The sequence below is a fragment of the Pseudomonas sp. Marseille-Q0931 genome (genome assembly GCF_940789645.1).
Lineage (GTDB): Bacteria > Pseudomonadota > Gammaproteobacteria > Pseudomonadales > Pseudomonadaceae > Aquipseudomonas.
The window spans coordinates 236,022-260,132 of record NZ_CALNWT010000001.1 but is presented as its reverse complement, the minus strand read 5'-3'; the positions used below and the strand labels follow the sequence as shown (position 1 = coordinate 260,132).

General features: G+C 62.2%; 23 protein-coding genes. 7 read left to right on the top strand and 16 right to left on the bottom strand.

The window, feature by feature from the left end; genetic code table 11:
• The first annotated feature begins 12 nt into the window (after positions 1–12).
• Positions 13–540 (top strand): DUF2062 domain-containing protein, encoded by a 528-nt coding sequence (locus P3C50_RS01300; protein WP_197855924.1) that lies wholly within the window; start codon positions 13–15, stop codon positions 538–540.
• A gap of 195 nt (positions 541–735) precedes the next feature.
• On the opposite strand, the gene P3C50_RS01295 is transcribed toward P3C50_RS01300, so the two are convergent.
• The 3 genes from P3C50_RS01295 to P3C50_RS01285 are packed head-to-tail and all read right to left on the bottom strand — an operon-like array spanning position 736 to position 3,933.
• Positions 736–1,980, bottom strand: coding sequence for a lipoprotein-releasing ABC transporter permease subunit (locus tag P3C50_RS01295; RefSeq protein ID WP_275544593.1), 1,245 nt, complete (start codon positions 1,978–1,980; stop codon positions 736–738).
• Positions 1,980–2,681 carry a lipoprotein-releasing ABC transporter ATP-binding protein LolD gene (gene lolD, locus P3C50_RS01290; protein ID WP_197855926.1) on the bottom strand — a complete coding sequence of 234 codons (702 nt, stop codon included), beginning with the start codon at positions 2,679–2,681 and terminating at the stop codon, positions 1,980–1,982. Before lolD ends, P3C50_RS01295 begins: the two co-directional genes overlap by 1 nt.
• A gap of 4 nt (positions 2,682–2,685) precedes the next feature.
• Entirely contained in the window at positions 2,686–3,933 is a 1,248-nt protein-coding gene (locus P3C50_RS01285) for a lipoprotein-releasing ABC transporter permease subunit (RefSeq protein WP_275544592.1), read from the bottom strand.
• 292 nt (positions 3,934–4,225) lie between these two features.
• On the opposite strand from P3C50_RS01285, the gene P3C50_RS01280 reads away from it, so the two are divergent.
• The 3 genes from P3C50_RS01280 to P3C50_RS01270 are packed head-to-tail and all read left to right on the top strand — an operon-like array spanning position 4,226 to position 5,833.
• A complete protein-coding gene (locus P3C50_RS01280) occupies positions 4,226–4,792 on the top strand; it encodes a PilZ domain-containing protein (RefSeq protein WP_197855928.1) in 567 nt (188 codons plus the stop codon).
• 16 nt (positions 4,793–4,808) lie between these two features.
• Positions 4,809–5,117, top strand: coding sequence for a phosphodiesterase (locus P3C50_RS01275; RefSeq protein ID WP_275544591.1), 309 nt, complete (start codon positions 4,809–4,811; stop codon positions 5,115–5,117).
• Complete coding sequence (locus tag P3C50_RS01270; protein ID WP_275544590.1) at positions 5,114–5,833, top strand: glycerophosphodiester phosphodiesterase; 720 nt, start codon at positions 5,114–5,116, stop codon at positions 5,831–5,833. Before P3C50_RS01275 ends, P3C50_RS01270 begins: the two co-directional genes overlap by 4 nt.
• 558 nt (positions 5,834–6,391) lie before the next feature.
• On the opposite strand, the gene sthA is transcribed toward P3C50_RS01270, so the two are convergent.
• The 10 genes from sthA to P3C50_RS01220 all read right to left on the bottom strand — a co-directional run bounded on the left by sthA (position 6,392) and on the right by P3C50_RS01220 (position 16,744).
• Complete coding sequence (gene sthA / locus P3C50_RS01265) at positions 6,392–7,786, bottom strand: Si-specific NAD(P)(+) transhydrogenase (protein WP_197855931.1); 1,395 nt, start codon at positions 7,784–7,786, stop codon at positions 6,392–6,394.
• A 96-nt stretch (positions 7,787–7,882) separates the two neighbouring features.
• A complete protein-coding gene (gene nqrM, locus P3C50_RS01260) occupies positions 7,883–8,113 on the bottom strand; it encodes a (Na+)-NQR maturation NqrM (RefSeq protein ID WP_024307556.1) in 231 nt (76 codons plus the stop codon).
• A complete protein-coding gene (locus P3C50_RS01255; RefSeq protein ID WP_275545322.1) occupies positions 8,110–9,033 on the bottom strand; it encodes an FAD:protein FMN transferase in 924 nt (307 codons plus the stop codon). Before P3C50_RS01255 ends, nqrM begins: the two co-directional genes overlap by 4 nt.
• A 105-nt stretch (positions 9,034–9,138) precedes the next feature.
• Positions 9,139–10,362, bottom strand: coding sequence for an NADH:ubiquinone reductase (Na(+)-transporting) subunit F (nqrF, locus tag P3C50_RS01250; protein ID WP_197855933.1), 1,224 nt, complete (start codon positions 10,360–10,362; stop codon positions 9,139–9,141).
• A gap of 15 nt (positions 10,363–10,377) precedes the next feature.
• Complete coding sequence (nqrE, locus tag P3C50_RS01245; protein ID WP_161866469.1) at positions 10,378–10,986, bottom strand: NADH:ubiquinone reductase (Na(+)-transporting) subunit E; 609 nt, start codon at positions 10,984–10,986, stop codon at positions 10,378–10,380.
• The gene (locus tag P3C50_RS01240) at positions 10,986–11,660 is read right to left on the bottom strand and encodes an NADH:ubiquinone reductase (Na(+)-transporting) subunit D (protein ID WP_197856076.1); all 675 of its coding nucleotides are present in this window, start codon (positions 11,658–11,660) and stop codon (positions 10,986–10,988) included. The genes nqrE and P3C50_RS01240 overlap by 1 nt, the downstream gene beginning before the upstream one ends.
• Positions 11,657–12,445 carry a Na(+)-translocating NADH-quinone reductase subunit C gene (locus tag P3C50_RS01235; RefSeq protein ID WP_275544589.1) on the bottom strand — a complete coding sequence of 263 codons (789 nt, stop codon included), beginning with the start codon at positions 12,443–12,445 and terminating at the stop codon, positions 11,657–11,659. The genes P3C50_RS01240 and P3C50_RS01235 overlap by 4 nt, the downstream gene beginning before the upstream one ends.
• Positions 12,438–13,649, bottom strand: a complete 1,212-nt coding sequence (locus P3C50_RS01230; RefSeq protein ID WP_275544588.1) for an NADH:ubiquinone reductase (Na(+)-transporting) subunit B — start codon at positions 13,647–13,649, stop codon at positions 12,438–12,440. The genes P3C50_RS01235 and P3C50_RS01230 overlap by 8 nt, the downstream gene beginning before the upstream one ends.
• A 3-nt stretch (positions 13,650–13,652) precedes the next feature.
• On the bottom strand, positions 13,653–14,990 hold the full coding sequence (locus P3C50_RS01225; RefSeq protein WP_275544587.1) for a Na(+)-translocating NADH-quinone reductase subunit A: 1,338 nt from the start codon (positions 14,988–14,990) through the stop codon (positions 13,653–13,655).
• Between the two features lie 287 nt (positions 14,991–15,277).
• Positions 15,278–16,744, bottom strand: a complete 1,467-nt coding sequence (locus P3C50_RS01220) for a glyceraldehyde-3-phosphate dehydrogenase (RefSeq protein WP_275544586.1) — start codon at positions 16,742–16,744, stop codon at positions 15,278–15,280.
• A 131-nt stretch (positions 16,745–16,875) separates the two neighbouring features.
• Between P3C50_RS01220 and mfd the strand changes: the two genes are divergently transcribed.
• Both mfd and P3C50_RS01210 read left to right on the top strand, forming a co-directional pair.
• Entirely contained in the window at positions 16,876–20,313 is a 3,438-nt protein-coding gene (gene mfd / locus P3C50_RS01215) for a transcription-repair coupling factor (RefSeq protein ID WP_275544585.1), read from the top strand.
• 11 nt (positions 20,314–20,324) lie between these two features.
• Positions 20,325–20,849 (top strand): CsiV family protein, encoded by a 525-nt coding sequence (locus P3C50_RS01210; protein ID WP_275544584.1) that lies wholly within the window; start codon positions 20,325–20,327, stop codon positions 20,847–20,849.
• A 116-nt stretch (positions 20,850–20,965) separates the two neighbouring features.
• Here the strand turns inward: P3C50_RS01210 and nagZ are convergent, their stop codons facing one another.
• The 3 genes from nagZ to P3C50_RS01195 are packed head-to-tail and all read right to left on the bottom strand — an operon-like array spanning position 20,966 to position 23,260.
• On the bottom strand, positions 20,966–21,964 hold the full coding sequence (nagZ, locus tag P3C50_RS01205; protein WP_275544583.1) for a beta-N-acetylhexosaminidase: 999 nt from the start codon (positions 21,962–21,964) through the stop codon (positions 20,966–20,968).
• Positions 21,965–21,975: 11 nt separating this feature from the next.
• Positions 21,976–22,503: a L,D-transpeptidase gene (locus P3C50_RS01200; RefSeq protein ID WP_275544582.1), complete on the bottom strand. Its 528-nt coding sequence runs from the start codon at positions 22,501–22,503 to the stop codon at positions 21,976–21,978.
• Between the two features lie 49 nt (positions 22,504–22,552).
• Entirely contained in the window at positions 22,553–23,260 is a 708-nt protein-coding gene (locus P3C50_RS01195; RefSeq protein ID WP_275544581.1) for a TetR/AcrR family transcriptional regulator, read from the bottom strand.
• Positions 23,261–23,487: 227 nt separating this feature from the next.
• On the opposite strand from P3C50_RS01195, the gene lexA reads away from it, so the two are divergent.
• Positions 23,488–24,102: a transcriptional repressor LexA gene (lexA, locus tag P3C50_RS01190; protein ID WP_197855943.1), complete on the top strand. Its 615-nt coding sequence runs from the start codon at positions 23,488–23,490 to the stop codon at positions 24,100–24,102.
• The last annotated feature ends 9 nt before the right edge of the window (positions 24,103–24,111 follow it).

Below are 24,111 nucleotides of genomic sequence, written 5' to 3'. Positions count from 1 at the left end.
CAGAGACTCTTCATGCCGCGTCGTTTATTCAAGCGCTACATGCCCACCCCCGACAGCATCAAGGGTAACAAGTCCCTGCGCTTTCTCGGCAAGCTGATTCATGATCCCAATCTCTGGCACCTCAACCGTCACTCTGTAGCGCGCGGCATGGCCATCGGCCTGTTCTGGGCGATGATCCCCATGCCGATGCAGATGCTGGCCGCCGCCGCCGTCGCCATTCCGCTGCGCGCCAACCTGCCGATCTCCATCGGCCTGGTCTGGCTGACCAACCCCATCACCATGCCGCCGATCTTCTACTGCACCTACAAACTCGGTGCATGGATCATGCAGACACCGCCGGTGCGCATGCCGCAAACCCTGAGCCTGGAATGGATCACGGCCGAGGTCGCCATCCTGTGGAAGCCGCTGTACCTCGGCTCTTTCATCTCCGGTCTGGTGCTCGCCGCACTGGCCTATGTGCTGACCATGCTCTACTGGCGCTGGTGGGTCCAGCGCAGTTGGCGCAAGCGTCAGGAAAAGCGCCGCCAGCAACGCCCCTGAAAAGAAAAAGCCGTCGAATACCAGGCCGTGTGAAAACGTAGCGAGCGAAGGTCAGGCAAGGCAAAAGCAGGCGAAGAAGCGCAGTTTACAAGTGGTAAATGAGCATTCGACCGGGCTGGCGTTCCAGCCTGCTTTTAACGCAGCATGACCGAGCGCAGTAGTTTTCGCACAGCCTGGTTCGACGGCTTTTCGTTCTTACTCGTAGCGCAGCGCTTCGGCCGGTTGTACCTGCGCCGCGCGCCAGGATGGGTAGAGCGTGGCGAGGAAGCTCAGGATCAATGCCGCCGAGCAGATCAGCGCCACATCCAGCCACTGCAGGTCCGATGGCAGGCTGCTGATGAAGTACACGTCGGAGCTCAGCACCTGCTGTCCGGCGAAGGATTCCAGCCAGGCCACCAGCGCACTGACATTCAGCGCCGCCAGCACGCCAAGTACCGTGCCGATCAGGGTGCCGACCAGGCCGATCACCGAGCCCTGCACCATGAAGATGGCCATGATCTGCCGTGGCGTAGCGCCCAGGGTGCGCAGGATGGCGATATCACCGCCCTTGTCGGCGACCACCATGATCAGGGTGGCGATGATATTGAAGGCAGCGACTGCGACGATCAGCAGCAGAAGCAGGCCGATCATGGTCTTTTCCATCTTCATCGCGCTGAACAGGCTGCCTTGGGTATGGGTCCAGTCATCGGCGCGGTAATCGGCGCCCAGCTCGGTAAGCAGCGCCTTGGACACCTGCGGCGCCTGGTAGAGATCCTTCAGCGCCAGGCGGATGCCCGGCACCGTGCCCTCCGGCAGGCGCTGCATGGCTGCGGCATCGGCGACGTTGATCAGCGCCAGCGAGCTGTCCAGCTCGGCACCAACCTTGAACACCGCTGCCACGTTCAGGCGCTGCATGCGCGGCGTGACACCACCAGGAGCATTGCTCAGCTCGGGAATGATCAGCGTCAGCTTGTCGCCCACCTGCAGACCGAAGCGCCGTGCAGTGATATCACCGATCACCACGCCGAACTCACCGGGTTGCAGGTTGTTCAGGCTGCCCTGACGGATATGGTCGGGCAGGATCGACACCTTGCCCTCCTCCGCCGGATCGATGCCGTGGATCTGGATCGGCTGCATCAGCCCGCGATGCGAAAGCATGCCCTCCAACTCGGCATAAGGCGCGGCCGCCTGCACCTGCGGATTGGCCTTGGCCTTTTCCGCCAGGGCGCGCCAGTCGGCAACCGGCTCGGCGCCATAGACCATGGCGTGCGGCACCATACCGAGAATCCGTGAGCTCATTTCCTTCTGGAAGCCGTTCATCACCGACAGCACCACGATCATCGCCAGTACGCCGAGCGCCAGGCCGATCATCGAAGTCAGCGAAATGAAGGAAATGAAGTGATTGCGGCGCTTGGCCCGTGTGTAGCGAGCGCCGATGAAGATACTCAGCGGACGAAACATCAGAGGGCCACCAGCTTGCCGTCCTGCAGGCTCAGCACGCGATCCATCTGCCGCGCCAGCTGCATGTCGTGAGTCACCACCAGGAATGCGGTATTGGAGTCACGGCTGAGCTCGCGCATCAGCTCCTGAATACCTTCGGCGGTGTGCTGATCGAGGTTGCCGGTTGGCTCGTCAAGCAGCACCAGCCCCGGGCGATTGACCAGCGCGCGGGCGATGGCCACACGCTGGCGCTCGCCACCAGACAGTTCTGACGGCTTGTGATTGAGGCGATGCCCCAGCCCCACGCGCTCCAGCAATGCAGTCGCGCGCTGGCGCGCTTCGGCGATCGACGTCTTGCCGATCAGCAGCGGCATGCAGGCATTCTCCAGCGCAGTGAATTCAGCCAGCAGGTGATGGAACTGATAGACGAAACCCAGCGCCCGATTACGCAGCAACCCACGGGCGGTCTCGCTCAGCGCCGACAGTTGCTCACCGGCCAGCCACACACTGCCCTCGCTGGGCGTATCCAGGCCGCCGAGCATGTTCAGCAGAGTGCTCTTGCCGGAACCGGAGCTGCCGACGATGGCCACGCGCTCGCCGGGAAAGAGTTCCAGTTCGAGCCCGTCGAGCACGACCACCGACTCGGGGCCCTCGTCGTAACGCTTGCTCAGGTTGCGGCAGCTGAGCACGGCATTCTGCTGTTTCATGGCGTTCTGGTTCATGGGTTCACTCATAGCGCAGGGCCTCGGCGGGCTGGGTGCGCGCGGCGCGCCAGGCCGGATACAGGGTAGCGAAGAAGCTCAGCAGCAGCGCCGCGGTACAAACCATCACCACGTCGGCGCTCTGCAGTTGCGAAGGCAGGTAATCGATGAAATAGACATCGGCATTGAGAAACTTGATGCCCAACAGGCGCTCGATGCCGGCGATCAGACTACTGACATTAAGCGCCGCGAGAATCCCCAGCACGGCGCCTATGAAAGTACCGACCACGCCGATCACGGTGCCCTGCACCATGAAGATGGCCATGATCTGCCGCGGCGTGGCGCCAAGGGTACGCAGGATGGCGATATCGCCCTTCTTGTCGGTCACCACCATCACCAGGGTGGAAATGATATTGAAGGCGGCCACCGCGACGATCAGCAGCAACAGCAGACCGATCATGGTCTTCTCCATGCGGATGGCCTGGTACAGGTTGCCGTGAGTGCGCGTCCAGTCGCGTGCGTAGAAATCACCGTCGAGGGTCTGGGCGATCTCCCAGGCGCTGCGCGGCGCCTGGAACAGGTCGTCGAATTTCAGGCGCAGGCCCTGCACCTGATCCGGCTTCCAGCGCTGCAGGCGCGCCAGATCACTGATGTTGGCCAGCGCCAGGGCACCATCGATCTCGCCGGCACCGACATGAAAGATACCGGTGACGGTAAAACGCTTCAGGCGCGGGAACATACCGGCCGGGGTCACGGTAACTTCGGGCGCGACGAAGGTGACCTTGTCACCGAGTTTGAGGCCCAGCTTGGCGGCGGCCTTGTCGCCGATGACCATGGCGAAATCACCTGGCTGCAGGCTGTCGAGACTGCCCTGCTGGAAGAAGTCATCGATGATCGAAACCTTGCGCTCCTGCTCGGGATCGATGGCATTGATCAGTACCTTCTGCACCTTGCCGTCGTGCGTCAGCAAGCCCTGCATCTGGGTGAAGGGAGCCAGCGCCTCGACACGCGGGTGGCGCTCGACCTGGCGCGCCAGTGCCGACCAGTCACTGACCGGGGTCGGCGACTCGACCGTGGCGTGAGGGATCATCCCCAGCACACGGGTGCGCATCTCGTGGTCGAAACCGTTCATGACCGACAGCACCAGGATCATCACCATCACCCCCAGGGTGAGGCCGAGCATGGACGTCAGGGAAATGAAGGAGACGAAGTGGTTGCGGCGCTTGGCCCGCGTGTAGCGCGTGCCGATGAATACGAACAGAGGTCTGAACATGTCGGAGAGATTCGGGGGAAAGAAAAACGTCCATGTGGCAGGGCCCGGTCAGCGGCCTTACACTCAGAAGCAACTCGAAGTCGGCTGCGTAACGGGCCTGCTGCGTTAAAAACACTTGGAAAGCCACTTATGGCTATCACACATCAGTGTGACCCCGAAGGGGCGAGCGAAGCGAGAATTGCTCGTTTACCATTCGTAACCGGCGCTTGCCCAGCGATGTTCGCCCGGCTCGCATACCGTTCGCGAAGCCTTCAACAGGCTCTTCGACCACCACTGCTTTCATGGGTTCGCCATGTCGACTAACGATGTAGATGATCGCCGCGAATACTACCGTATCGAGGATACGATCGCACTGGAATTCAGCCTACTGTCAGGGGCCGAAGCCCAGGCCAGCGACGTGCTTCACGACCCGTCGCCGCTGTTCAATCTGCTCAGCGATCTGCACCTGATGGACTTCGAGTCGCAGCATCTGCTGCGCCACATCAGCGAGCGTGATCGCACCCTGGCCAACTACCTGAAAGTGATCAACAAGCGCATCGACCTGCTCGGCCAGGCAGTGGCGCAGAGCCTGCTACGTGATATCGGGGCCCCGCGCCAGGTATCGCTGTCCGAGGGCGGTATCAGCTTCAGCCATGCTCAGGCCGTGGCACCGGGCAGCCACCTGGCGATCAAGATGGTATTGATGCCACAAGCACTCGGTCTGATGCTGCGCGCCCAAGTGGTGCACTGCAGCGCACGCAGCGACGGCCAGTACGATATCGGCACCGAGTTCGAAGCGTTGACCGACGCACAGCGCCAGTTGCTGGCCCGGCATATCCTGCAGAGACAGGCCCTGGAACGTCGCCAGGCCCGCGAATGAACGTCAAGGAATCGCCATGTATCGCCTCGCCCTGCTACTCGCCCTGCTCGCCCCTACTGCCTCGTTCGCTGACACCCTGAATATTCCGTTGGGCAACCAGGGTGCGGATATCGATGCCCGCAACCTGCCCCAGAAAGGCGAGTCGAAACGCTCGGTACTCGAGCGCTTCGGCCTGGCCGATGAAGAACACAAGCCGGTCGGCCAGCCGCCGATCACCCGCTGGGACTACCGCGAGTTCAGCGTTTATTTCGAATACGATCACGTGATCAACAGCGTGCGCCACCATCAGCCGCACCACCTCGACACCGTCAAGGAGCAACAGTGACTCTCATCTACGGCCATCGCGGCGCCAAGGGCGAAGCCCCGGAAAATACCCTCGCCAGCTTCCAGCGCTGCCTGGAGCATGGCGTCAATCGCTGCGAGCTGGATCTGCACCTGTCACGCGACGGCGAGTTGATGGTGATTCACGATCCAACCCTGAAGCGCACCACCGGCGTGCGCGGCAAGGTGGTCGAACATGATGCCGCCGATCTGATCAAGTATGACGCGCGCAAGGGCGGCCCGGGCTGGGTGCGCCCCTGCCCCATTCCGCGCCTGCAAGATCTGTTCGAGCAGTGTCAGTTCGAGCACTGGCAACTGGAAGTGAAAAGCGCCTCGAAAGTGCGTGCCGCGCGCACCGTACTGGCCATCGCCGAGCTGGTCGAGCGCTTCGGCCTGCGCGATCGGATCACCATCACCTCCAGCTCGCGCGAAGTGCTCAAGGCCGCACGCGAGCTGACTCCGCAACTTCAACTGGGCCTGGTCGCCGAGTATGCCTGGCTCGATCCGCTGAAAGTGGCGGCGCACTATGAGTGCCACCTGCTGGCGCTGAACTGGACCCTATGCACTCCGGAGCGCCTGCTCAAGGCGCAGAAGCAGGGGCTGCACGTGTCGGTCTGGACGGTCAACGAACCGGCGCTGATGCGCCGCCTGGCCGACTTTGGCGCCGACAGCATCATCACCGACTTCCCCGGCATAGCGGTGCAGACGTTACGCGGCTGAGACTCATCGCCCTCTCCCCCGGCCCCTCTCCCGCAAGCGGGAGAGGGGAGCAAGCCAGAACAGCTCGCGCGACGTTCGGATGCAATTCGAGGGATGCAGAGAGAGCATTTCCGGATTGCATCCGGGCTACGAACTGGCGGTGCAGACGCTGCGCGGATGAAACTTGTAGGGTGCACCATGCGCACATAGCGTCGCTCGAACAGGCGGGGCCAAGCGGTGCGCACGGCACACCCTACGGGCTGAGGCGATTAGCCTTTGTAGGAGCGGATTTATCCGCGATATGCAGCCAACACCGAGCGCACCAGCATCGCGAATAAATTCGCTCCTACACCAGAACCCATGTAGCCCGGATGCAATCCGGGTTTGTCTTCGCGCCTGTACCCGAATGGCATCCAGGCTACGAACACAACGCCCTATAACAACAAAACCGGCCCAAGAGCCGGTTTTGTCGTTGCTGCCGCCTGAGACGCTAGAAGCTCTCCCGATTCGGCCAGCGCCACTCGGAAGCCGCTACCCAGCCTGTCTCCCCGACCGGCTCAGGCCGCCGGCCGGAGCCGCTCAAAAAAGCCGGTTGAGGCCGTCGAACGCGGCAACCCGATAGGCCTCGGCCATGGTCGGGTAGTTGAAGGTGGTGTTGATGAAGTACTTGATGCTGTTGGCTTCACCCTTCTGGTTCATGATCGCCTGACCGATGTGAACGATCTCCGAAGCCTGATAGCCGAAGCAGTGCACACCCAGCACTTCCAGAGTTTCGCGGTGGAAGAGGATCTTCAGCATGCCCACCGGTTCGACCGAGATCTGGGCACGGGCCATGCCCTTGAAGAACGCCTTGCCGACTTCGTAAGGCACCTTGGCCTGGGTCAACTCACGCTCGGTCTTGCCGATCGAGCTGATCTCCGGAATGGTGTAGATGCCGGTCGGCACATCATCGACGAAGCGCCAGCTGCCGTTGTCGACGATGCTGCCGGCAGCCGATCGCCCCTGGTCGGAGGCGGCACTGGCCAGGCTCGGCCAACCGATCACGTCACCGGCGGCGTAGATGTTGCTGACCTCGGTGCGGTAGTGTTCGTCGACCTGAATCTGGCCACGACTGTTGACCGCGATGCCGATGTTCTCCAGGCCCAGCTGATCGGTGTTGCCGGTACGGCCGTTACACCACAGCAGCGCATCGGCCTTGATCTTCTTGCCCGACTTCAGGTGCAGGACCACACCGTTTTCCACACCTTCGATGCGCTCGTACTCTTCGTTGTGACGAATCAGCACATTGTTGTTGCGCAGGTGATAGGAGAGCGCATCGGAGATCTCTGAATCAAGGAAGCTGAGCAGTTGATCGCGGTTGTCGATCAGGTCGACCAGCACACCCAGGCCACTGAAGATCGAGGCGTACTCGCAGCCGATGACCCCGGCTCCGTAGATGATCAGACGGCGCGGCGTGTGGCCGAGGCTGAGAATGGTATCGCTATCGTAGATGCGTGGGTGAGTGAAGTCGACATCAGCCGGGCGGTAGGGGCGCGAACCCGTGGCGACGACGACCTGCTTGGCCACCAGTTTCTCCACCACGCCATTGAGACAGACCACTTCCACCGTTTGCTCGTCGGCGAAGCTGGCGGTACCGAAGTAGGTGTCGATGCGGTTGCGCGCGTAGTAGCCGGTGCGCGAGGTGACCTGCTTGGCGATCACCTTCTCCGCACTCTTGAGCACGTCGGGGAACGAGAACCAGCGCGGCTCGCCGATCTGGCGGAACATCGGGTTGGTGTTGAACTGCATGATCTGCCGCACCGAGTGGCGCAGCGCCTTGGAGGGAATGGTGCCCAGGTGGGTGCAGTTGCCGCCGACCAGCGGACGGTTGTCCACCACGGCCACCTTGCGCCCGGCCTTGGCCGCGTTCATCGCCGCGCCCTCGCCTGCCGGGCCGGAGCCCAGCACCACCACATCGTAATTGTAGACCGCCATGTTTACTCCTTCAGATCAGGCCGGAGCGCTTGTGGCGCACCCTCGGCAGGGCCGGCAGCGGATAGCGCCGCCGGCTTTCAAAGCATGCCGCCTGGCTTAGCGCTTGCTCGCGTCGTAGGCCAGGTCGGTGTTCGGCGCCTCGCTCTTGTCGCGATTGACCTCTTCGCACTTCTCACGGCTACCGCCACAGATCGAACATTCCTTCTCGATGCCCAGGTTGGCGATACCGCCGCAGGAACCGGCGATGGGTTTGCGCCCCATGATCACGCCGACGGCCATCATGCCGACGACCAGAATCATGGCCAGAAATACAACCAGAAAAGTCATTGCTCATCTCCTGCAGCGAATAGCTGCTCGAATGCGACCGTGCCCTGTGTGACGAAGCCCTCGCCCTCACGCGTCACGAAAAACGCCGCGATATCGTTGCGCTCGGCGAAGGCCATGCCGGCATCCGGCCCAAGCACCATCAATAGGGTAGACAAGCCATCAGCGCGCAAGGTCGATGGATCTGCCACCGTGACAGCTGCCAGCTTGTGATTGACCGGCATACCCGACAGCGGGTCGAGCGTATGCGAATAACGCTGGCCGTTCTCTTCGAAGTAGTTGCGATAGTCACCCGAAGTGGAGATACCGTAACCATCGAGTTGCAGGATGCGCTGGGCAATGCGCTGATCATCGCGCGGCGCTTCCAGCCCGATACGCCAGTGGCTGCCATCGGGCTTGAAGCCGGCTGCCTTGAGTTCACCGGTGGCCTCGACCAAGTAACTGGTGACACCCAACTCGCCCAGGCGCGCGACGATCTGATCGACAGCGTAGCCCGCAGCGATGCTGTTGAAGTCGACTTCCACGTCGACGTCCTTGCACAGTTGCTCGCCTTCGATTCGCAGATGCTGCTGACCGACTCGCTGGCGCACTTCAGCCAGGCGCTCGGCGTCCGGCACGGCCTCGCCCTGCCCTTTGGGTCCGAAACCCCAGAGGTCGAGCAGAGGTTCGATAGTCAGGTCAAAATAGCCCTGACTCTCTTCATGCAGGCGATCACCGGCGCGCACCAGATCCAGCACACCCTTGGGCATGGCCTGACAGGTGCCGGCCGGCGCCAGGTTGAATTGCTCGATCAGCGAATCATCGCGATAGGTGGACATCTGCAGATCGATCTCGGCGAGGATCGCCTCGGTCGCGGCCTTGAGTTCGGCTTGCGGCGCGACACCTTCACTGCGGACGTATTTGATCGAATAGGTGCTGCCCATGGTCGGGCCACCGAACTCTTCGATCCGTTCAGAATGCAAGCAGCCCGTTAGGGCTGCCGCCAGGGCGACAGCGATAACGGGCTGGAGTACAGCAGACCTCATGCGTTAACCGCCGAAGTCGTCAAGGAGGATGTTCTCCGGCTCGACACCCAGGTCGGTCAGCATCTTGATCACTGCGGCGTTCATCATGGGTGGGCCGCACATGTAGAACTCGCAATCCTCAGGAGCCGGGTGGTCCTTCAGGTAGTTCTCATACAGCACGTTGTGGATGAAACCCTTGAGACCGGTCCAGTTGTCTTCCGGCTGCGGATCGGACAGCGCCAGGTGCCATTCGAAGTTCGGGTTTTCCGCGGCCAGCTGATCGTACTCTTCGTTGTAGAACGACTCGCGCATGGAACGCGCACCGTACCAGAAGCTGATCTTGCGCTTGGACTTCAGGCGCTTGAGCTGGTCGAAGATGTGCGAACGCATCGGCGCCATGCCGGCGCCACCACCGATGAAGACCATCTCGGCGTCGGTGTCCTTGGCGAAGAACTCACCGAACGGTCCGTACACGGTGATCTTGTCGCCCGGCTTGAGGCTGAACACGTAGGAAGACATCTTGCCCGGCGGCAGATCGTCCTTGCCGGGAGGCGGCGAGGCGATACGGATGTTGAACTTCACCAGACCGCGCTCTTCCGGGTAGTTGGCCATGGAATAGGCACGGATCACGGTCTCGTCGACCTTGGACACGTACTTCCACTGGTTGAACTTGTCCCAGTCGCCGCGATACTCCTCCTGAATGTCGAAGTCCTTGTAGTTGACGGTGTGCGGCGGGCATTCCAGCTGCACGTAACCGCCAGCGCGGAAGTCGACGTTCTCGCCTTCCGGCAGCTTCAGCGTCAGCTCCTTGATGAAGGTAGCGACGTTCGGGTTGGACTCGACGGTGCACTCCCACTTCTTGACGCCGAAGACCTCTTCCGGAACTTCGATCTTCATGTCCTGCTTGACCGGGGTCTGGCAGGACAGGCGCCAGCCCTCGCGGGCCTCGCGCTTGGTGAAGTGCGATTCTTCGGTGGACAGCATCTCGCCGCCACCGCTTTCAACGACGCACTTGCACTGGGCGCAGGTGCCGCCGCCACCGCAGGCGGAGGACAGGAAGATGTTGTTGTCGGCCAGGGTCTGCAGCAGCTTGCCGCCAGCTGGTACCACGATGGTTTTTTCGCCGTTGATCTCGATGCTCACGTCACCGCTGGAGACCAGCTTGGCGCGAGCGGCGAGGATGATCAGCACCAGCGCGAGAACGATGGCGGTGAACATGCCGATGGCGAGGAAGATTTCGTAATTCATCTGTTCATCCTTTCCTTACAGCTGCACGCCGGAGAAGGACATGAAGCCCAGCGACATCAGACCGATGGTGATGAAGGTGATGCCCAGACCCTGCAGACCAGCCGGTACATCGCTGTACTTGAGCTTCTCGCGGATACCTGCCAGCGCGGCGATGGCCAGCGCCCAGGACACGCCCGCGCCAACACCGTAGACGGTGCTTTCGGCCAGGTTGTAGTCACGCTCGACCATGAACAGCGAGCCACCCATGATGGCGCAGTTCACGGTGATCAGCGGCAGGAACACGCCGAGGGCGTTGTACAGCGACGGTACGTACTTATCCAGGGTCATTTCCAGGATCTGTACCAGCGCCGCGATCACTCCGATGAAGGTCAGCAAGCCAAGGAACGACAGGTCCACTTCAGGCAGACCGGCCCAGGCCAGGGCGCCATCCTTGAGGATGTTGGCATAGATCAGGTTGTTCACCGGCATGGTGATACCCAGTACCACGATCACCGCGACGCCAAGACCGATGGCGGTTTCCACCTTCTTGGAGATGGCGATGAAGGTACACATGCCGAGGAAGAACGCCAGCGCCATGTTCTCGACGAACACCGCACGGACGAACAGGCTGATGTAATGTTCCATTAATAGGCCTCCTTGCTGGATACCTGAGGCGCCATCTTGTAGGCATTGGCCTCGATCTGATCCTTCTTCCAGCTACGGATGCCCCAGATGAACAGACCGATCAGGAAGAATGCCGATGGCGGCAGCAGCAGCATGCCGTTGGGCTGGTACCAGCCCCCATCGTTGACCACCGACAGGATCTCGTAGCCCATCAGTTTGCCGGCACCGAACAGCTCGCGAATGATGCCCAGGGCGATCAGCATGGCGCTGTAACCCAAACCGTTACCGATACCGTCGAAGAACGACAGCACGGGCGGGTTCTGCATGGCGAACGCTTCGGCACGCCCCATCACGATGCAGTTGGTGATGATCAGGCCGACGAACACCGACAGCTGTTTGGACAGGCTGAAGGCGTAGGCCTTGAGCACCTGATCGACCACGATCACCAGCGAGGCGATGATCACCATCTGCACGATCATGCGAATCGAGCCAGGGATCTGGCTGCGGATCATGGAGATGAACAGGTTGGAGAAACCGGTCACCAGCGTCAGCGCGGCGGACATCACCAGCGCAGTCTGCAGGTTCGAGGTGACCGCCAGGGCCGAGCAGATCCCGAGGATCTGCAGGCCGATGGGGTTGTTATTGAAGATCGGGTTGAGCAGGACTTCTTTAATAGTCGGCTGCGACATGATCAGGCCTCCCCTGCACGCAGGTTAGCGATAAACGGACCGAAGCCGTTCTGGCCGAGCCAGAACTTCAGCAGGTTATCCACGCCGACGCTGGTCAGGGTGGCGCCTGCCAGGCCATCGACCTGGTGAGTGGCTCGCGGGCTCTGCGGATCGACACCGCCCTTGACGATCTGCACGGCAAGATCGCCGTTGTCATCGAACAGGGTCTTGCCTGGCCACTGGCCTTTCCATTTCGGGTTGTCCACCTCGCCGCCGAGACCCGGGGTCTCGCCATGCTGGTAGAAGCCCATGCCCACGACGGTGTTCAGATCCCCTTTCACCGCGATAAAGCCGTGCAGTGTCGACCACAGGCCATAACCACGCACCGGCAGGATCAGGGTTTCGAGCTCGCCGTCCTTCTCCACCATATAAACGGTGGTGTACTGCTCCTGGCGCTTGATCCCGGCGATGTCTTCGCTGCCCTTCAGGGCCTCGGAGGTTTTCGGGTCCTTGGCAGCCTTGAGCGGGTCGAAGGTGATCGGATCGAACGCATCGGAGAACGTGCCGCTCTCCAGATCCACCAGCTTGGCGGTGATGGTGCTGTCGAATACTTCCTTGACCTTGGCACTGGACATGCCGGGCTCACCCAGGCCGGCGATGGCCAAGATACTGCGCTGCTTGTCCAGCAGACGGTTTTCAACCTGAGTCGGCTTCAGTGCGATGGCGGCGCCGGCGACGAACACCGAGCACACCAGACACACCAGCACGGCCACCGTCAGGGTGCGGACGGTGGATTCTTTTTGACTAGACATTGCGTGCCAGCCTCCGCTTGATATTGGCTTGAACGACGAAGTGGTCGATCAGCGGTGCAAACAGGTTGGCGAACAGGATCGCCAGCATCATGCCCTCGGGGAAGGCCGGGTTGACCACACGGATCAGTACGACCATCACGCCGATCAGGGCGCCGAAGATCCACTTGCCGGTGTTGGTCATGGAGGCCGAAACCGGGTCGGTGGCCATGAAGAACATGCCGAAGGCGAAGCCGCCCACTACCAGATGCCAGTACCAGGGCATGGCGAACATCGGGTTGGTGGTGGAGCCGATCGTGTTGAGCAGCAGGCTCAGGCCGATCATGCCCAGCATCACGCCAGCGACGATGCGCCAGGAGGCGATCTTGGTGATCAGCAGGACCAGGCCGCCGAGGGCGATGGCCAGGGTGCTGGTTTCGCCGAGCGAGCCATGAATGGTGCCGATGAAGGCGTCCATCCAGGTGATGCCGCTGTTGATCACGTTCTCGACACCGCCGGAAGCCGCCAGGCTCAGCGAAGTGGCGCCGGCGAAACCATCGACCGCAGTCCAGACCGCGTCGCCCGACATCTGCGCCGGATAGGCGAAGAACAGGAAGGCACGGCCGGTCAGCGCCGGGTTGAGGAAGTTCTTGCCGGTACCACCGAACACTTCCTTGCCGATCACCACGCCGAAGCTGATGCCCAGGGCCACCTGCCACAGCGGAATGCTCGGCGGCAGGATCAGGGCGAACAGCACGGAGGTGACGAAGAAGCCTTCGTTGACTTCATGCTTGCGGATCGAGGCGAACAGCACTTCCCAGAAGCCGCCGACGATGAAGGTCACCGCGTAGACAGGCAGGAAGTAGGCCGCACCCTGGATGAAGTTGTCCCACAGGCTGCTCGGATCGAAACCGGCCAGCGAGCCGATCAGGGCGAAGCGCCAGCCATCCTGGTTCGCCAGCAGCTCGGGGCTCTGGGCGAAGATCAGGTTGGCCTGGTAGCCGGTGTTCCACATACCGAAGAACATGGCCGGGAAGGTGCACAGCCACACGGTGATCATCATGCGCTTGAGGTCGATGCCATCACGCACGTGAGCGGTGGTCTTGGTCACGCTGCCAGGACGGTAGAAGAAAGTGTCGATGGCTTCGTAAAGGGCGTACCACTTTTCGTACTTGCCGCCCTTTTCGAAGTTGTGCTCGATCTTGTCGAGAAATGCACGAATGCCCACGGATTAACCCTCCTTCTCGATGCGGGTGAGGTTGTCCCGCAGGATCGGGCCATATTCATACTTGCCGGCACAGACATAGGTGCACAGCGCCAGGTCTTCTTCATCGAGCTCCAGGCAACCCAGTTTCTGGGCCATCTCGGTGTCACCGACGATCAGGTAGCGCAGCAGTTGAGTCGGCAGGATATCCAGTGGCATCACCGCCTCGTAGTTGCCTACCGGCACCATGGCGCGCGGGCTGCCATTGGTGGTGGTGGTGAAGTTGAACAGCCTGGCGCCAGCGAGCTTGGAGACGAAGACGTTGAGGACCGAGTGCTTGTTAACGCCGGCACGCAGGTAGTGCATCATCTCGCGCTCGTTACCTTCGCTCAGGCAGGACACCTGGTTGTGGTAGCGACCGAGGAAAGCGAAAGCGCCCTGCGCGGTACGACCGCCGAACACCGAGCCGGAAATCACCCGATTGAAGCCGGGCTTGAGTTCACCGGCGGTGAGCTCCTCCAGGCTGGCGCCCAGACGGGTACGCAGCAGACGTGGCTGCTCGGCAACCGGGCCGCCGAGGGCAATCACGCGCTCGACGAACAGCTGACCGGTGGTGAACAGTTTGCCCACCGCGATCACGTCCTGATAGCCGATCTGCCATACGCTCTTGCTGGTGCTGACCGGATCGAGGAAGTGAATGTGAGTGCCCGGCAGACCTGCCGGGTGCGGGCCGGCAAAGGCTTCGCTCTGCACCTTGGCCAGTTTCTCGCCAGGCAGGTTGGCGCCATCGGCCTTGCACAGGAACACTTTGGCCAGGTTGCCGAGAACCTTCAGGCCATTTTCGAAATCAGCGGCATATTCACCGATGATCACCGCAGGATCGGCGGCGAGCGGGTGCGTATCGATGGCGGTGACGAAGATCGAGTTGGGCACGGCATCGAGCGCCGGCACTTTGCTGAACGGACGCGTACGTAGCGCGGTCCAAAGGCCTGACTGCTGCAGATTTTCGCGAACCTGCTCGTCACTCAGCGTTTCGAGCTGATCGGCAGCGTACTGGGCGAAGGTCTCCTGCTCGTCGCCATCGATATCGATGACCACGGATTGCAGAACACGCTTCTCGCCGCGGTGAATGGCGCTGATCACGCCACCAGCGGGAGCGGTGTAACGCACGCCGGGTGTCTTCTTGTCGGTGAACAGCAATTGACCGAGCTTGACCCGGTCACCGACCTGCACTTCCATCGTCGGCTTCATCCCGTGATAGTCGAAGCCGATGACGGCGACACTACGCACGGGCCTGGCGGCCTCGATACGCTGTGTCGGCGCACCCGTTATGGGCAAATCGAGCCCATGCTTTAGTTTGATCATAGGTTTGCCTAACCACTGATTTAGAAAGCTTTTTATAGGACAGGCGGCGCAACCAAAAGTCTAATGGACCCGACCACACCGATAAGATATGGGCGTGGAGGAAGGCGCCAAACCTGGGTAAAAAATCCGCTCAATTATAAAGACGCCCCCCTTCACTGACCACCCAAGCGCTTGCTTTTTTTGGCTGTGCGGTAACAGGCCGCAACAATCTCGGCGCTGATTCGCGTCAATTCTCACGCATAAAAAACGGGAGCCGAGGCTCCCGTTCCTTTCACGCTATTTGGCTATCAGCGCGGGAAAGCCGGCGGGTTGACCCCAGCCATGTCTTCCATCACGCGTACAACCTGGCAGCTGTAACCGAACTCGTTGTCGTACCAGACGTACAGCACGACGCGGTTATCGTTGGCGATGGTGGCTTCGGCATCGACCACACCGGCATGGCGCGAACCGACGAAGTCGGTCGAGACCACTTCCTGCGAGCTGACGAAATCGATCTGCTTCTGCAGATCGGAGTGCATGGCCATCTGGCGCAGGTACTCGTTGATTTCTTCGCGGGTGGTGGCCTTTTCCAGATTCAGGTTGAGGATGGCCATGGACACGTTCGGCGTCGGCACACGGATGGCGTTGCCGGTCAGCTTGCCTTTGAGCACTGGCAGCGCCTTGGCAGCAGCGGTGGCGGCGCCTGTTTCGGTGATGACCATGTTCAGCGCGGCACTGCGACCACGACGACTGCCCTTGTGGAAGTTGTCGATCAGGTTCTGGTCGTTGGTGTAGGAGTGAACGGTCTCGACGTGACCGTTGACGATGCCGTATTGATCATTGACTGCCTTGAGCACCGGCACGATGGCGTTGGTGGTGCAGGAAGCAGCGGAGATGATCTTGTCCTCAGCGCTGATTTCGCTGTGGTTGATGCCGTGCACGATGTTCTTCAGCGCGCCCTTGCCAGGCGCGGTCAGAACCACGCGATCGACACCCGGGCAGGTCAGGTGCTGACCCAGGCCCTCGGCGTCACGCCATACACCGGTGTTGTCCACCAGCAGCGCATTCTTGATGCCGTACTGGGTGTAGTCGACCTCCTTCGGGTCCTTGGCGTAGATCACCTGGATCAGGTTGCCATTGGCCGTCAGGGTGTTGTTCTCTTCATCGATGGTGATGGTGCCGTTGAACTTGCCGTGCACCGAGTCACGACGCAGCAGGCTGGCACGCTTGACCAGGTCATTGCTGGCGCCCTTGCGCACGACGATGGCGCGCAGACGCAGGCCGTCACCGCCACCGGTCTTCTCGATCAGGATGCGCGCCAGCAGGCGGCCGATACGACCGAAGCCGTAGAGCACCACGTCGGTGCCTTCACGGGCCGAACCGTTCTGCTTGCCGACCACATCGGCCAGCTCGTCCTTGACGAACTGCTCGACGCCACGGCCAGCGCCTTCGGCCTTGAACTTGGCAACCAGCTTGCCCAGATCCACGGAAGCGGCGCCCAGCTTGAGCTCGCTCATGGCCTTGAGCATGGGGAAGGTGTCGTGCACCGACAGCTCGGCTTCTTCAGCCAGGCGGTGACGGGCGAAACGGTGAGCCTTGAGGATGTCGATGACCGAACGGTTGATCAGGCCACGGCCGTAGATCGAGGTCACCACATTGTTGTTGCGATAGAGCTGACCAATCAGCGGAATCATCGCTTCCGCGAGGGCTTCACGATCGATCCATTCACCGAGACACTGGTCGGGCTTCTGAGTCACGGGCAGTACCTTCCACATGTAGGGGCTGAAAAAAGGGGCTACATTATGACGGCGTGCGCTCGTGGGAGCAATGCGCGCCTGTCGTGACTGACATTGACCGCCAAGCCCCGTTACAATTCCCGGCCCTTCGTAATGATCGTGAGCCGCCCGTGTCCGTACTGCGTCTTCCGTCTCTTCCGGCCAGCGCCGGCAAACAGCAATGGGGCAACCTGCCCGGCGCCGCCCTGTCCCTGGCGATAGCCGAAGCGGCCAGCAATGCCGGGCGTTTTACCCTGGTCTTGACCGAGGGCAGCCAGAGCGCCGAGCGCCTGCAGGAAGAACTGGCCTTCTTCGCCCCGGACCTGCCGGTGCTGCATTTCCCCGACTGGGAAACCCTGCCCTACGACGTCTTCTCGCCACACCAGGACATCATTTCCCAGCGTATCGCCGCCCTCTACCGGCTACCGCAACTGAGCCGCGGCATTCTCGTAGTGCCGATCGCCACCGCCCTACACCGCCTGGCGCCGAAGCGCTTCCTGCTGGGTAGCAGCCTGGTGCTGGATGTCGGCCAGAAGCTGGACGTGGAGCAGATGCGCACGCGCCTGGAGGCAGCCGGCTACCGCTGCGTCGACACGGTATACGAACACGGTGAGTTCGCCGTACGCGGCGCACTGATCGACCTGTTCCCCATGGGCAGCGAGGTACCCTATCGCATCGATCTGTTCGACGACGAGATCGAAACCCTGCGCACCTTCGACCCGGAAAACCAACGCTCGGTGGACAAGGTCGAGTCGATCCGCCTGTTGCCGGCGCGCGAATTTCCGCTGGAGAAGAAAGCCGTCACCGATTTCCGCGGCCGTTTCCGCGAGCGCTTCGATGTGGATTTCCGCCGCTGCCCGATCTATCAGGACCTGTCCAGCGGCATCACCCCGGCCGGTATCGAGTACTACCTGCCGCTGTTCTTCGAGGAAACCGGCACCCTTTTCGACTACCTGCCGGGCGACACCCAGGTGTTCTCCCTGCCCGGTATCGAGAAGGCCGCCGAGCAATTCTGGCTGGATGCGCGCAACCGCTATGAAGACCGCCGTGTCGATCCGGAACGGCCGCTGCTGCCACCTGCCGACATCTTCCTGCCAGTCGAGGACTGCTTCGCCCGCCTGAAGAACTGGCCGCGTGTGGTGATCAACCAGGACGACATCGAGCCCGGCGTCGGCCAGACCCGCTTCGACGCCCGCGTCCTGCCCGACCTGGCGATTCAGGCCAAAGCCGGCGAGCCGCTGGCGGCACTGCGCCGCTTCATCGAGGAATACCAGGGCCGCGTGCTGTTCTGCGCCGAGTCGGCCGGGCGCCGCGAGGTACTGCTGGAGTTGCTCGCCCGCCTCAAGCTCAAGCCGAAGGAGGTCGACGGCTGGCCCGCCTTCGTCGAAAGCGGCGAACGCCTGAACATCTGCATCGCGCCGCTGGACGAAGGCCTGCTGCTCGACGAGCTGGCGCTGATCCCGGAAAACCCGCTGTTCGGCCAGCGCGTGATGCAGCGTCGTCGTCGCGAAAAAGGACGCGACGGCGGCGACAACGTGATCAAGAACCTCACCGAACTGCGCGAAGGCGCGCCGGTGGTGCATATCGATCACGGCGTCGGCCGCTACCTGGGCCTGGTGACCATGGAGTTCGACGGCCAGGCCGCCGAATTTCTCGCCCTGCAATATGCGGACGACGCCAAGCTCTACGTGCCGGTGGCCAGCCTACACCTGATCGCCCGCTACAGCGGCAGCGATGACGCTCTGGCACCACTGCACCGTCTCGGCTCGGAAGTCTGGCAGAAAGCCAAACGCAAGGCCGCCGAACAGGTACGCGACGTCGCCGCCGAACTGCTCGACATCTACGCCCGCCGCGCAGCCCGCGAAGGCTTCGCCTTCCAGGACCCGGCCGTCGACTACGCCACCTTCAGCGCCGGCTTCCCCTTCGAGGAAACCCCGGATCAGCAGACCGCCATCGACGCCGTGCGCGCCGACATGCTCGCCGGCAAGCCGATGGATCGCCTGGTCTGCGGCGACGTCGGCTTCGGCAAGACCGAGGTGGCCATGCGCGCCGCCTTTATCGCCGTGCACAGCGGCAAGCAGGTGGCCGTGCTGGTGCCCACCACCCTGCTCGCCCAGCAGCACTACAACAGCTTCCGTGACCGCTTCGCCGACTGGCCGGTGAAAGTCGAGGTGATGAGCCGCTTCAAGAGCGCCAAGGAAGTCGAAGGCGCCGTGCAGCAGCTGGCCGAAGGCAAGGTGGATATCGTAATCGGCACCCACAAGCTGCTGCAGGACGATGTGAAATTCCACAACCTGGGCCTGGTGATCATCGACGAGGAACATCGCTTCGGCGTGCGCCAGAAGGAGCAGCTCAAGGCGCTGCGCAGCGAGGTGGATATCCTCACCCTGACTGCCACGCCGATCCCGCGCACCCTGAACATGGCCGTGGCCGGCATGCGCGACCTGTCGATCATCGCCACGCCGCCGGCGAGGCGCCTGTCGGTGCGCACCTTCGTCATGGAAGAGAACAAGCCGACCATCAAGGAAGCACTGCTGCGCGAATTGCTGCGCGGCGGCCAGGTCTACTACCTGCACAACGATGTGAAGACCATCGAGAAATGCGCCGCCGATCTGGCCGAACTGGTGCCGGAAGCGCGTATCGGCATCGGCCACGGGCAGATGCGCGAGCGCGAGCTGGAACAGGTGATGAGCGACTTCTACCACAAGCGCTTCAACGTCCTAGTGGCCTCGACCATTATCGAAACCGGTATCGACGTGCCCAGCGCCAACACCATCATCATCGAGCGCGCCGACAAGTTCGGCCTGGCCCAGCTGCACCAGCTGCGTGGCCGCGTCGGTCGTAGTCACCACCAAGCCTACGCCTACCTGCTGACGCCGCCGCGCAAGAGCATGACCGAGGATGCGCAGAAGCGCCTGGAGGCCATCGCGGGCGCGCAGGATCTCGGCGCCGGCTTTATCCTGGCAACGCACGACTTGGAAATCCGTGGCGCTGGCGAACTGCTCGGCGACGGCCAGAGCGGGCAGATCCAGGCCGTCGGTTTCACCCTGTATATGGAAATGCTCGAGCGCGCGGTCAAGGCTATTCAGAAAGGCGAACAACCCAACCTCGACCAGCCACTGGGCGGCGGCCCGGAGATCAACCTGCGCGTGCCGGCGTTGATTCCCGAGGACTACCTGCCCGATGTGCATGCGCGCCTGATCCTCTACAAGCGCATCGCCTCGGCTACCGATGAGGACGGTCTGAAGGAACTGCAGGTGGAGATGATCGACCGCTTCGGCCTGCTGCCGGAGCCGACCAAACACCTGATGCGCCTGACCCTGCTCAAGCTGCAAGCCGACAAGCTGGGCATCACCAAGGTCGACGCCGGCCCGCAAGGTGGCCGCATCGAGTTCGCCGCGGAAACCTGCGTCGACCCGCTGACGCTGATCAAGCTGATCCAGGCGCAACCAAAACGCTACAAGTTCGAAGGCGCCACCGTCTTCAAGATCCAGGTGCCGATGGAGCGCGCGGAAGAGCGCTTCAACACCCTGGAAGCCCTGTTCGAGCGCCTCGCGCCCACCACCTGAAGGACTCTCACATGCTGCGCCCATTGCACCTGATCGCCCTGCTGCTCTGCCTGCTCGCCCCGAGCGCCTTCGCCGAACGCCTGTACCAGGTCGAACTGCTGGTATTCCGCCAGGCGGGTGACCCAGTCATCGCGCCGAAGATCGCCCCGGACGACTGGGCAGGCACCGCACTGCCGATCGGCGGCAGCGAGCGCGCCACCAGCCTCGACAACGAAGCCGCCAAGCTCAATCCCGGCAACGGTTATGAGGTCCTGCTGCACAAGGCCTGGAGCCAGACGCTGGGCACTACACCGAGCCGCGTCGCGGTCACCAGTGGCGAGGCGCACCTCGGCCACTACCCGGTCGAAGGCACCCTCGCCTTCACTCAGGATCGCTTCGCCGATCTGGATCTGGAACTGTGGATCAATCGTTTCAGTGCCGACGGTCTGCTGGAAAGCAGCGAACACATGAAAGTCGCCCAGCGCCTGAAGGACAACAGCCTGACCTATCTGGATCATGGCAGCCTGGGCGCCCTGGTACGCATCAGCCCGCTTTGAGCGTAGTGCCGCTCACTTAAGGTTTCACACGCTTGGCTCCCCTCTCCCCTTCATGGAAGAGGGGTTGGAGAGGGCCGAAAACGCCGCAAAGCGACTTTTGCGCAGAGGCCCGCCCCTCAGTCAATCAACTGCGCGCTCCTAAGCGCTGCCACTGCCGCCGACCAGCGCGGCGCCTGGCGGTAATCGGTGCAGGCATGACCGCGCCCACGCATGCGCTGCAGGCGCTCGGCGGGCGTGACCTGCAAGCGCTGCAAGGCGCTGAGGGCCAGTTCGGCCGCCTCCCGGTCATTGCACACCAGTCCCATGTCGCAACCGGCCGCGAGCGCCGCCTCGATACGCTTGCCGGCATCACCAACCACATGCGCACCGGCCATGGACAGGTCATCGCTGAAAATCACCCCATCGAAGCCCAGCTCGCCGCGCAAGATGTCCTGCAGCCAACGCCGCGAGAACCCCGCCGGCTGCTCATCGACCTGCGGATAAATGACGTGCGCCGGCATCACCGCATCGAGCTCGCCAGCCAGACGCTTGAATGGCTGCATGTCACAGGCACGAATCTCGTCGAGGCTGCGCTCGTCGACCGGAATGGCCACGTGAGAGTCCGCCTCGGCCCAGCCATGCCCGGGAAAGTGCTTGCCGGTGGCGGCCATGCCGGCTTGGTGCATGCCGCGAATGAACGCGGCAGCCAGCGTGGTGGCGCGCTGCGCATCGCCTTCGAAGGCGCGGCTGCCGACCACCGCACTACGCTGGTGGTCGAGGTCCAGTACCGGGGCAAAGCTCAGATCCAGCCCGACGGCCAGCACCTCGGTCGCCATCAGCCAGCCGCAATGTTCAGCCAGCTCTTCGGCGTTGTGGTTATCGGCAATCGCGCGCATCGCCGGTAGCCGCAGAAAGCCCTGACGCAAGCGCTGCACGCGGCCGCCTTCCTGATCCACAGCCAGCAGCAGATCCGGGCGCACAGCGCGGATGCTCTGGCACAGCTCACGTACCTGACGCGGCGACTCGATGTTGCGGGCGAAAATGATCAGACCGCCCACCTCGGGCTGGCGCAGCATCTGGCGATCCTCGGCAGTCAGCCAGGTACCGGCGATGTCCATCATCAAAGAGCCTTGCATGAACGTATTCCTTATTTGAAATCCTGGTTTGCAGCCCACTGCGGGCAAGGCGCCTCGTCGATACGCACCTTGCAGTGCAGCGGCACGCGATCGAAGAGCGCCAGCATGTCGACGTTACGCAAACGAATGCAGCCATGGGACAGCGGCTCGCCCATGGGTTCCGTGTCCGGCGTGCCGTGCAGGTAGATGTAGCGATGGAAGGTATCGACCTCGCCCATGCGGTTACGCCCCGGCTCGAGACCGCTCAGCCAGAGAATGCGGGTGAGAATCCAGTCACGCCCGGGGAACTGCTCGTGCAGTTGCGGCGACCACACCTCGCCGGTCCAGCGACGGCCGCGCAACACAGCGGCCAGGGGCAAACCGGCGCCGATCTTCGCGCGCACCTGATGCAGCCCCCGCGGGGTACAGCCCGAGCCATTGCTCTCACCCGCGCCGTTACGTGCAGTGGATACGGACAAGCGCACCACCAGTTGCCCGGCATTGAAGCCGTAGAGCATCTGGTCGGCAATGGAGATATGGAGGAGATCGAGATCGCACATGGGCCGCTAGCTTAGCCGAAGGGCGAAGCCAAGCCCACCGGCTGACCGGTCAGACCTTGGGCGTGGCGCTCGGCGCTTTGCTGCGCGGCTTGAGCTGCGCGCCGGCCAGCGCCGGATCGTTGACCCCGGTTTCCGAGCGCATGCCCGCGGCCAGGAACGGCACCATCATGCGCATCACCTGCTCGATCGAGGTATTGACGCCGAAATCGGTCTCGGCCATCGCGCGCAGGGCCTTGATGCCGGACATGCTGAATGCGGCAGCACCAAGCATGAAGTGCACGCGCCAGAACAGCTCAAGCGGGGGAATACGCGGCGCGGCGTCGTGCACCAGCAGCATGTAGCGGCGGAATACCTTGCCGTACACCTCTTCGAGGTACTTGCGCAGGTGCCCCTGGCTCTGACTGAAGGCCAGGCCGAGCAGGCGCATGAAGATGGACAGGTCGTTGCCGCTGCGCGGCTTCACCGCGAGGGCCTGCTCCACCAGCAGTTCAAGCAGCTCCTCCAGAGACACCTGGGTGTCGGACTTGGCCTGACGGCGATCGAGTTCCTTTTCCAGACTGGCGCAGAATGGGCCGAGGAACCGCGAGAAGACAGCCTGGATCAGCGCCTTCTTGGAACCGAAGTGATAGTTGACGGCTGCCAGGTTGACCCCGGCCTTGCTGGTGATTAGACGCAACGAAGTCTCGGCGAAGCCTTTTTCCGCGAACAGCTGTTCCGCAGCATCGAGAATGCGTTCAACGGTTTCCGACTGAGCCATGAGTTATCACCTGACAAACACTTGTTTGAAACATACGTTTCAGCTCACCGCATTGTCAAGCCGCATGAGCCGTCTTTTGGCCGGCGGGTCACAGCTTACAACAAGCAGAGACGAAGATTACGCAGCACGGATAACAAGCTGGAGATGGGCGCCAGTAAATAGATCGTTGCCAAGCCCCGCTTACTGTATATAATCCCAGTCACTGTATATAAAGACAGAGCCCAGCCATGCTGAAACTGACGCCACGCCAAGCCGAGATCCTCGCCTTCATCAAACGCTGCCTGGAAGACAACGGCTACCCTCCCACCCGTGCGGAGATCGCCCAGGAACTGGGGTTCAAATCACCCAATGCGGCAGAGGAGCACCTCAAGGCTCTCGCCCGCAAGGGCGCCATCGAGATGACCCCAGGCGCGTCGCGCGGCATTCGCATTCCCGGCTTCGAAGCGGGCGCTGCGAACGAGGACGAGGGCCTGCCGGTGATCGGCCGTGTCGCCGCTGGCGCACCGATCCTCGCACAACAACATGTCGAAGAATCGTGCCAGATCAACCCGGCCTTCTTTCAGCCCAAGGCCGACTATCTGCTGCGCGTACGCGGCATGAGCATGAAGGACATCGGTATTTTCGATGGTGACCTGCTCGCCGTACATACCACCCGCGAGGCACGTAACGGCCAGGTCGTGGTTGCGCGCATCGATGACGAGGTGACGGTCAAGCGCTTCAAGCGCGAGGGCAACAAGGTCTGGCTGCTGGCCGAAAATCCCGAGTTCGCCCCGATCGAAGTGGACCTGGAGCACCAGGACCTGGTCATCGAAGGTTTGAGTGTCGGTGTAATCCGCCGCTGAGGAAACGCC

Bases quoted from the DNA above. Each gene is read 5' to 3' on its own strand.
- P3C50_RS01235 (WP_275544589.1), bottom strand. From the start codon at position 12,445: ATGTCTAGTCAAAAAGAATCCACCGTCCGCACCCTGACGGTGGCCGTG.
- P3C50_RS01295 (WP_275544593.1), bottom strand. From the start codon at position 1,980: ATGTTTCGTCCGCTGAGTATCTTCATCGGCGCTCGCTACACACGGGCC.
- P3C50_RS01225 (WP_275544587.1), bottom strand. From the start codon at position 14,990: ATGATCAAACTAAAGCATGGGCTCGATTTGCCCATAACGGGTGCGCCG.
- nqrE (WP_161866469.1), bottom strand. From the start codon at position 10,986: ATGGAACATTACATCAGCCTGTTCGTCCGTGCGGTGTTCGTCGAGAAC.
- nagZ (WP_275544583.1), bottom strand. From the start codon at position 21,964: ATGCAAGGCTCTTTGATGATGGACATCGCCGGTACCTGGCTGACTGCC.
- P3C50_RS01255 (WP_275545322.1), bottom strand. From the start codon at position 9,033: ATGGGCAGCACCTATTCGATCAAATACGTCCGCAGTGAAGGTGTCGCG.
- P3C50_RS01210 (WP_275544584.1), top strand. From the start codon at position 20,325: ATGCTGCGCCCATTGCACCTGATCGCCCTGCTGCTCTGCCTGCTCGCC.
- P3C50_RS01195 (WP_275544581.1), bottom strand. From the start codon at position 23,260: ATGGCTCAGTCGGAAACCGTTGAACGCATTCTCGATGCTGCGGAACAG.
- sthA (WP_197855931.1), bottom strand. From the start codon at position 7,786: ATGGCGGTCTACAATTACGATGTGGTGGTGCTGGGCTCCGGCCCGGCA.
- nqrM (WP_024307556.1), bottom strand. From the start codon at position 8,113: ATGACTTTTCTGGTTGTATTTCTGGCCATGATTCTGGTCGTCGGCATG.
- P3C50_RS01200 (WP_275544582.1), bottom strand. From the start codon at position 22,503: ATGTGCGATCTCGATCTCCTCCATATCTCCATTGCCGACCAGATGCTC.
- P3C50_RS01275 (WP_275544591.1), top strand. From the start codon at position 4,809: ATGTATCGCCTCGCCCTGCTACTCGCCCTGCTCGCCCCTACTGCCTCG.
- P3C50_RS01285 (WP_275544592.1), bottom strand. From the start codon at position 3,933: ATGTTCAGACCTCTGTTCGTATTCATCGGCACGCGCTACACGCGGGCC.
- P3C50_RS01280 (WP_197855928.1), top strand. From the start codon at position 4,226: ATGTCGACTAACGATGTAGATGATCGCCGCGAATACTACCGTATCGAG.
- P3C50_RS01300 (WP_197855924.1), top strand. From the start codon at position 13: ATGCCGCGTCGTTTATTCAAGCGCTACATGCCCACCCCCGACAGCATC.
- P3C50_RS01220 (WP_275544586.1), bottom strand. From the start codon at position 16,744: ATGTGGAAGGTACTGCCCGTGACTCAGAAGCCCGACCAGTGTCTCGGT.
- lolD (WP_197855926.1), bottom strand. From the start codon at position 2,681: ATGAACCAGAACGCCATGAAACAGCAGAATGCCGTGCTCAGCTGCCGC.
- lexA (WP_197855943.1), top strand. From the start codon at position 23,488: ATGCTGAAACTGACGCCACGCCAAGCCGAGATCCTCGCCTTCATCAAA.
- nqrF (WP_197855933.1), bottom strand. From the start codon at position 10,362: ATGAATTACGAAATCTTCCTCGCCATCGGCATGTTCACCGCCATCGTT.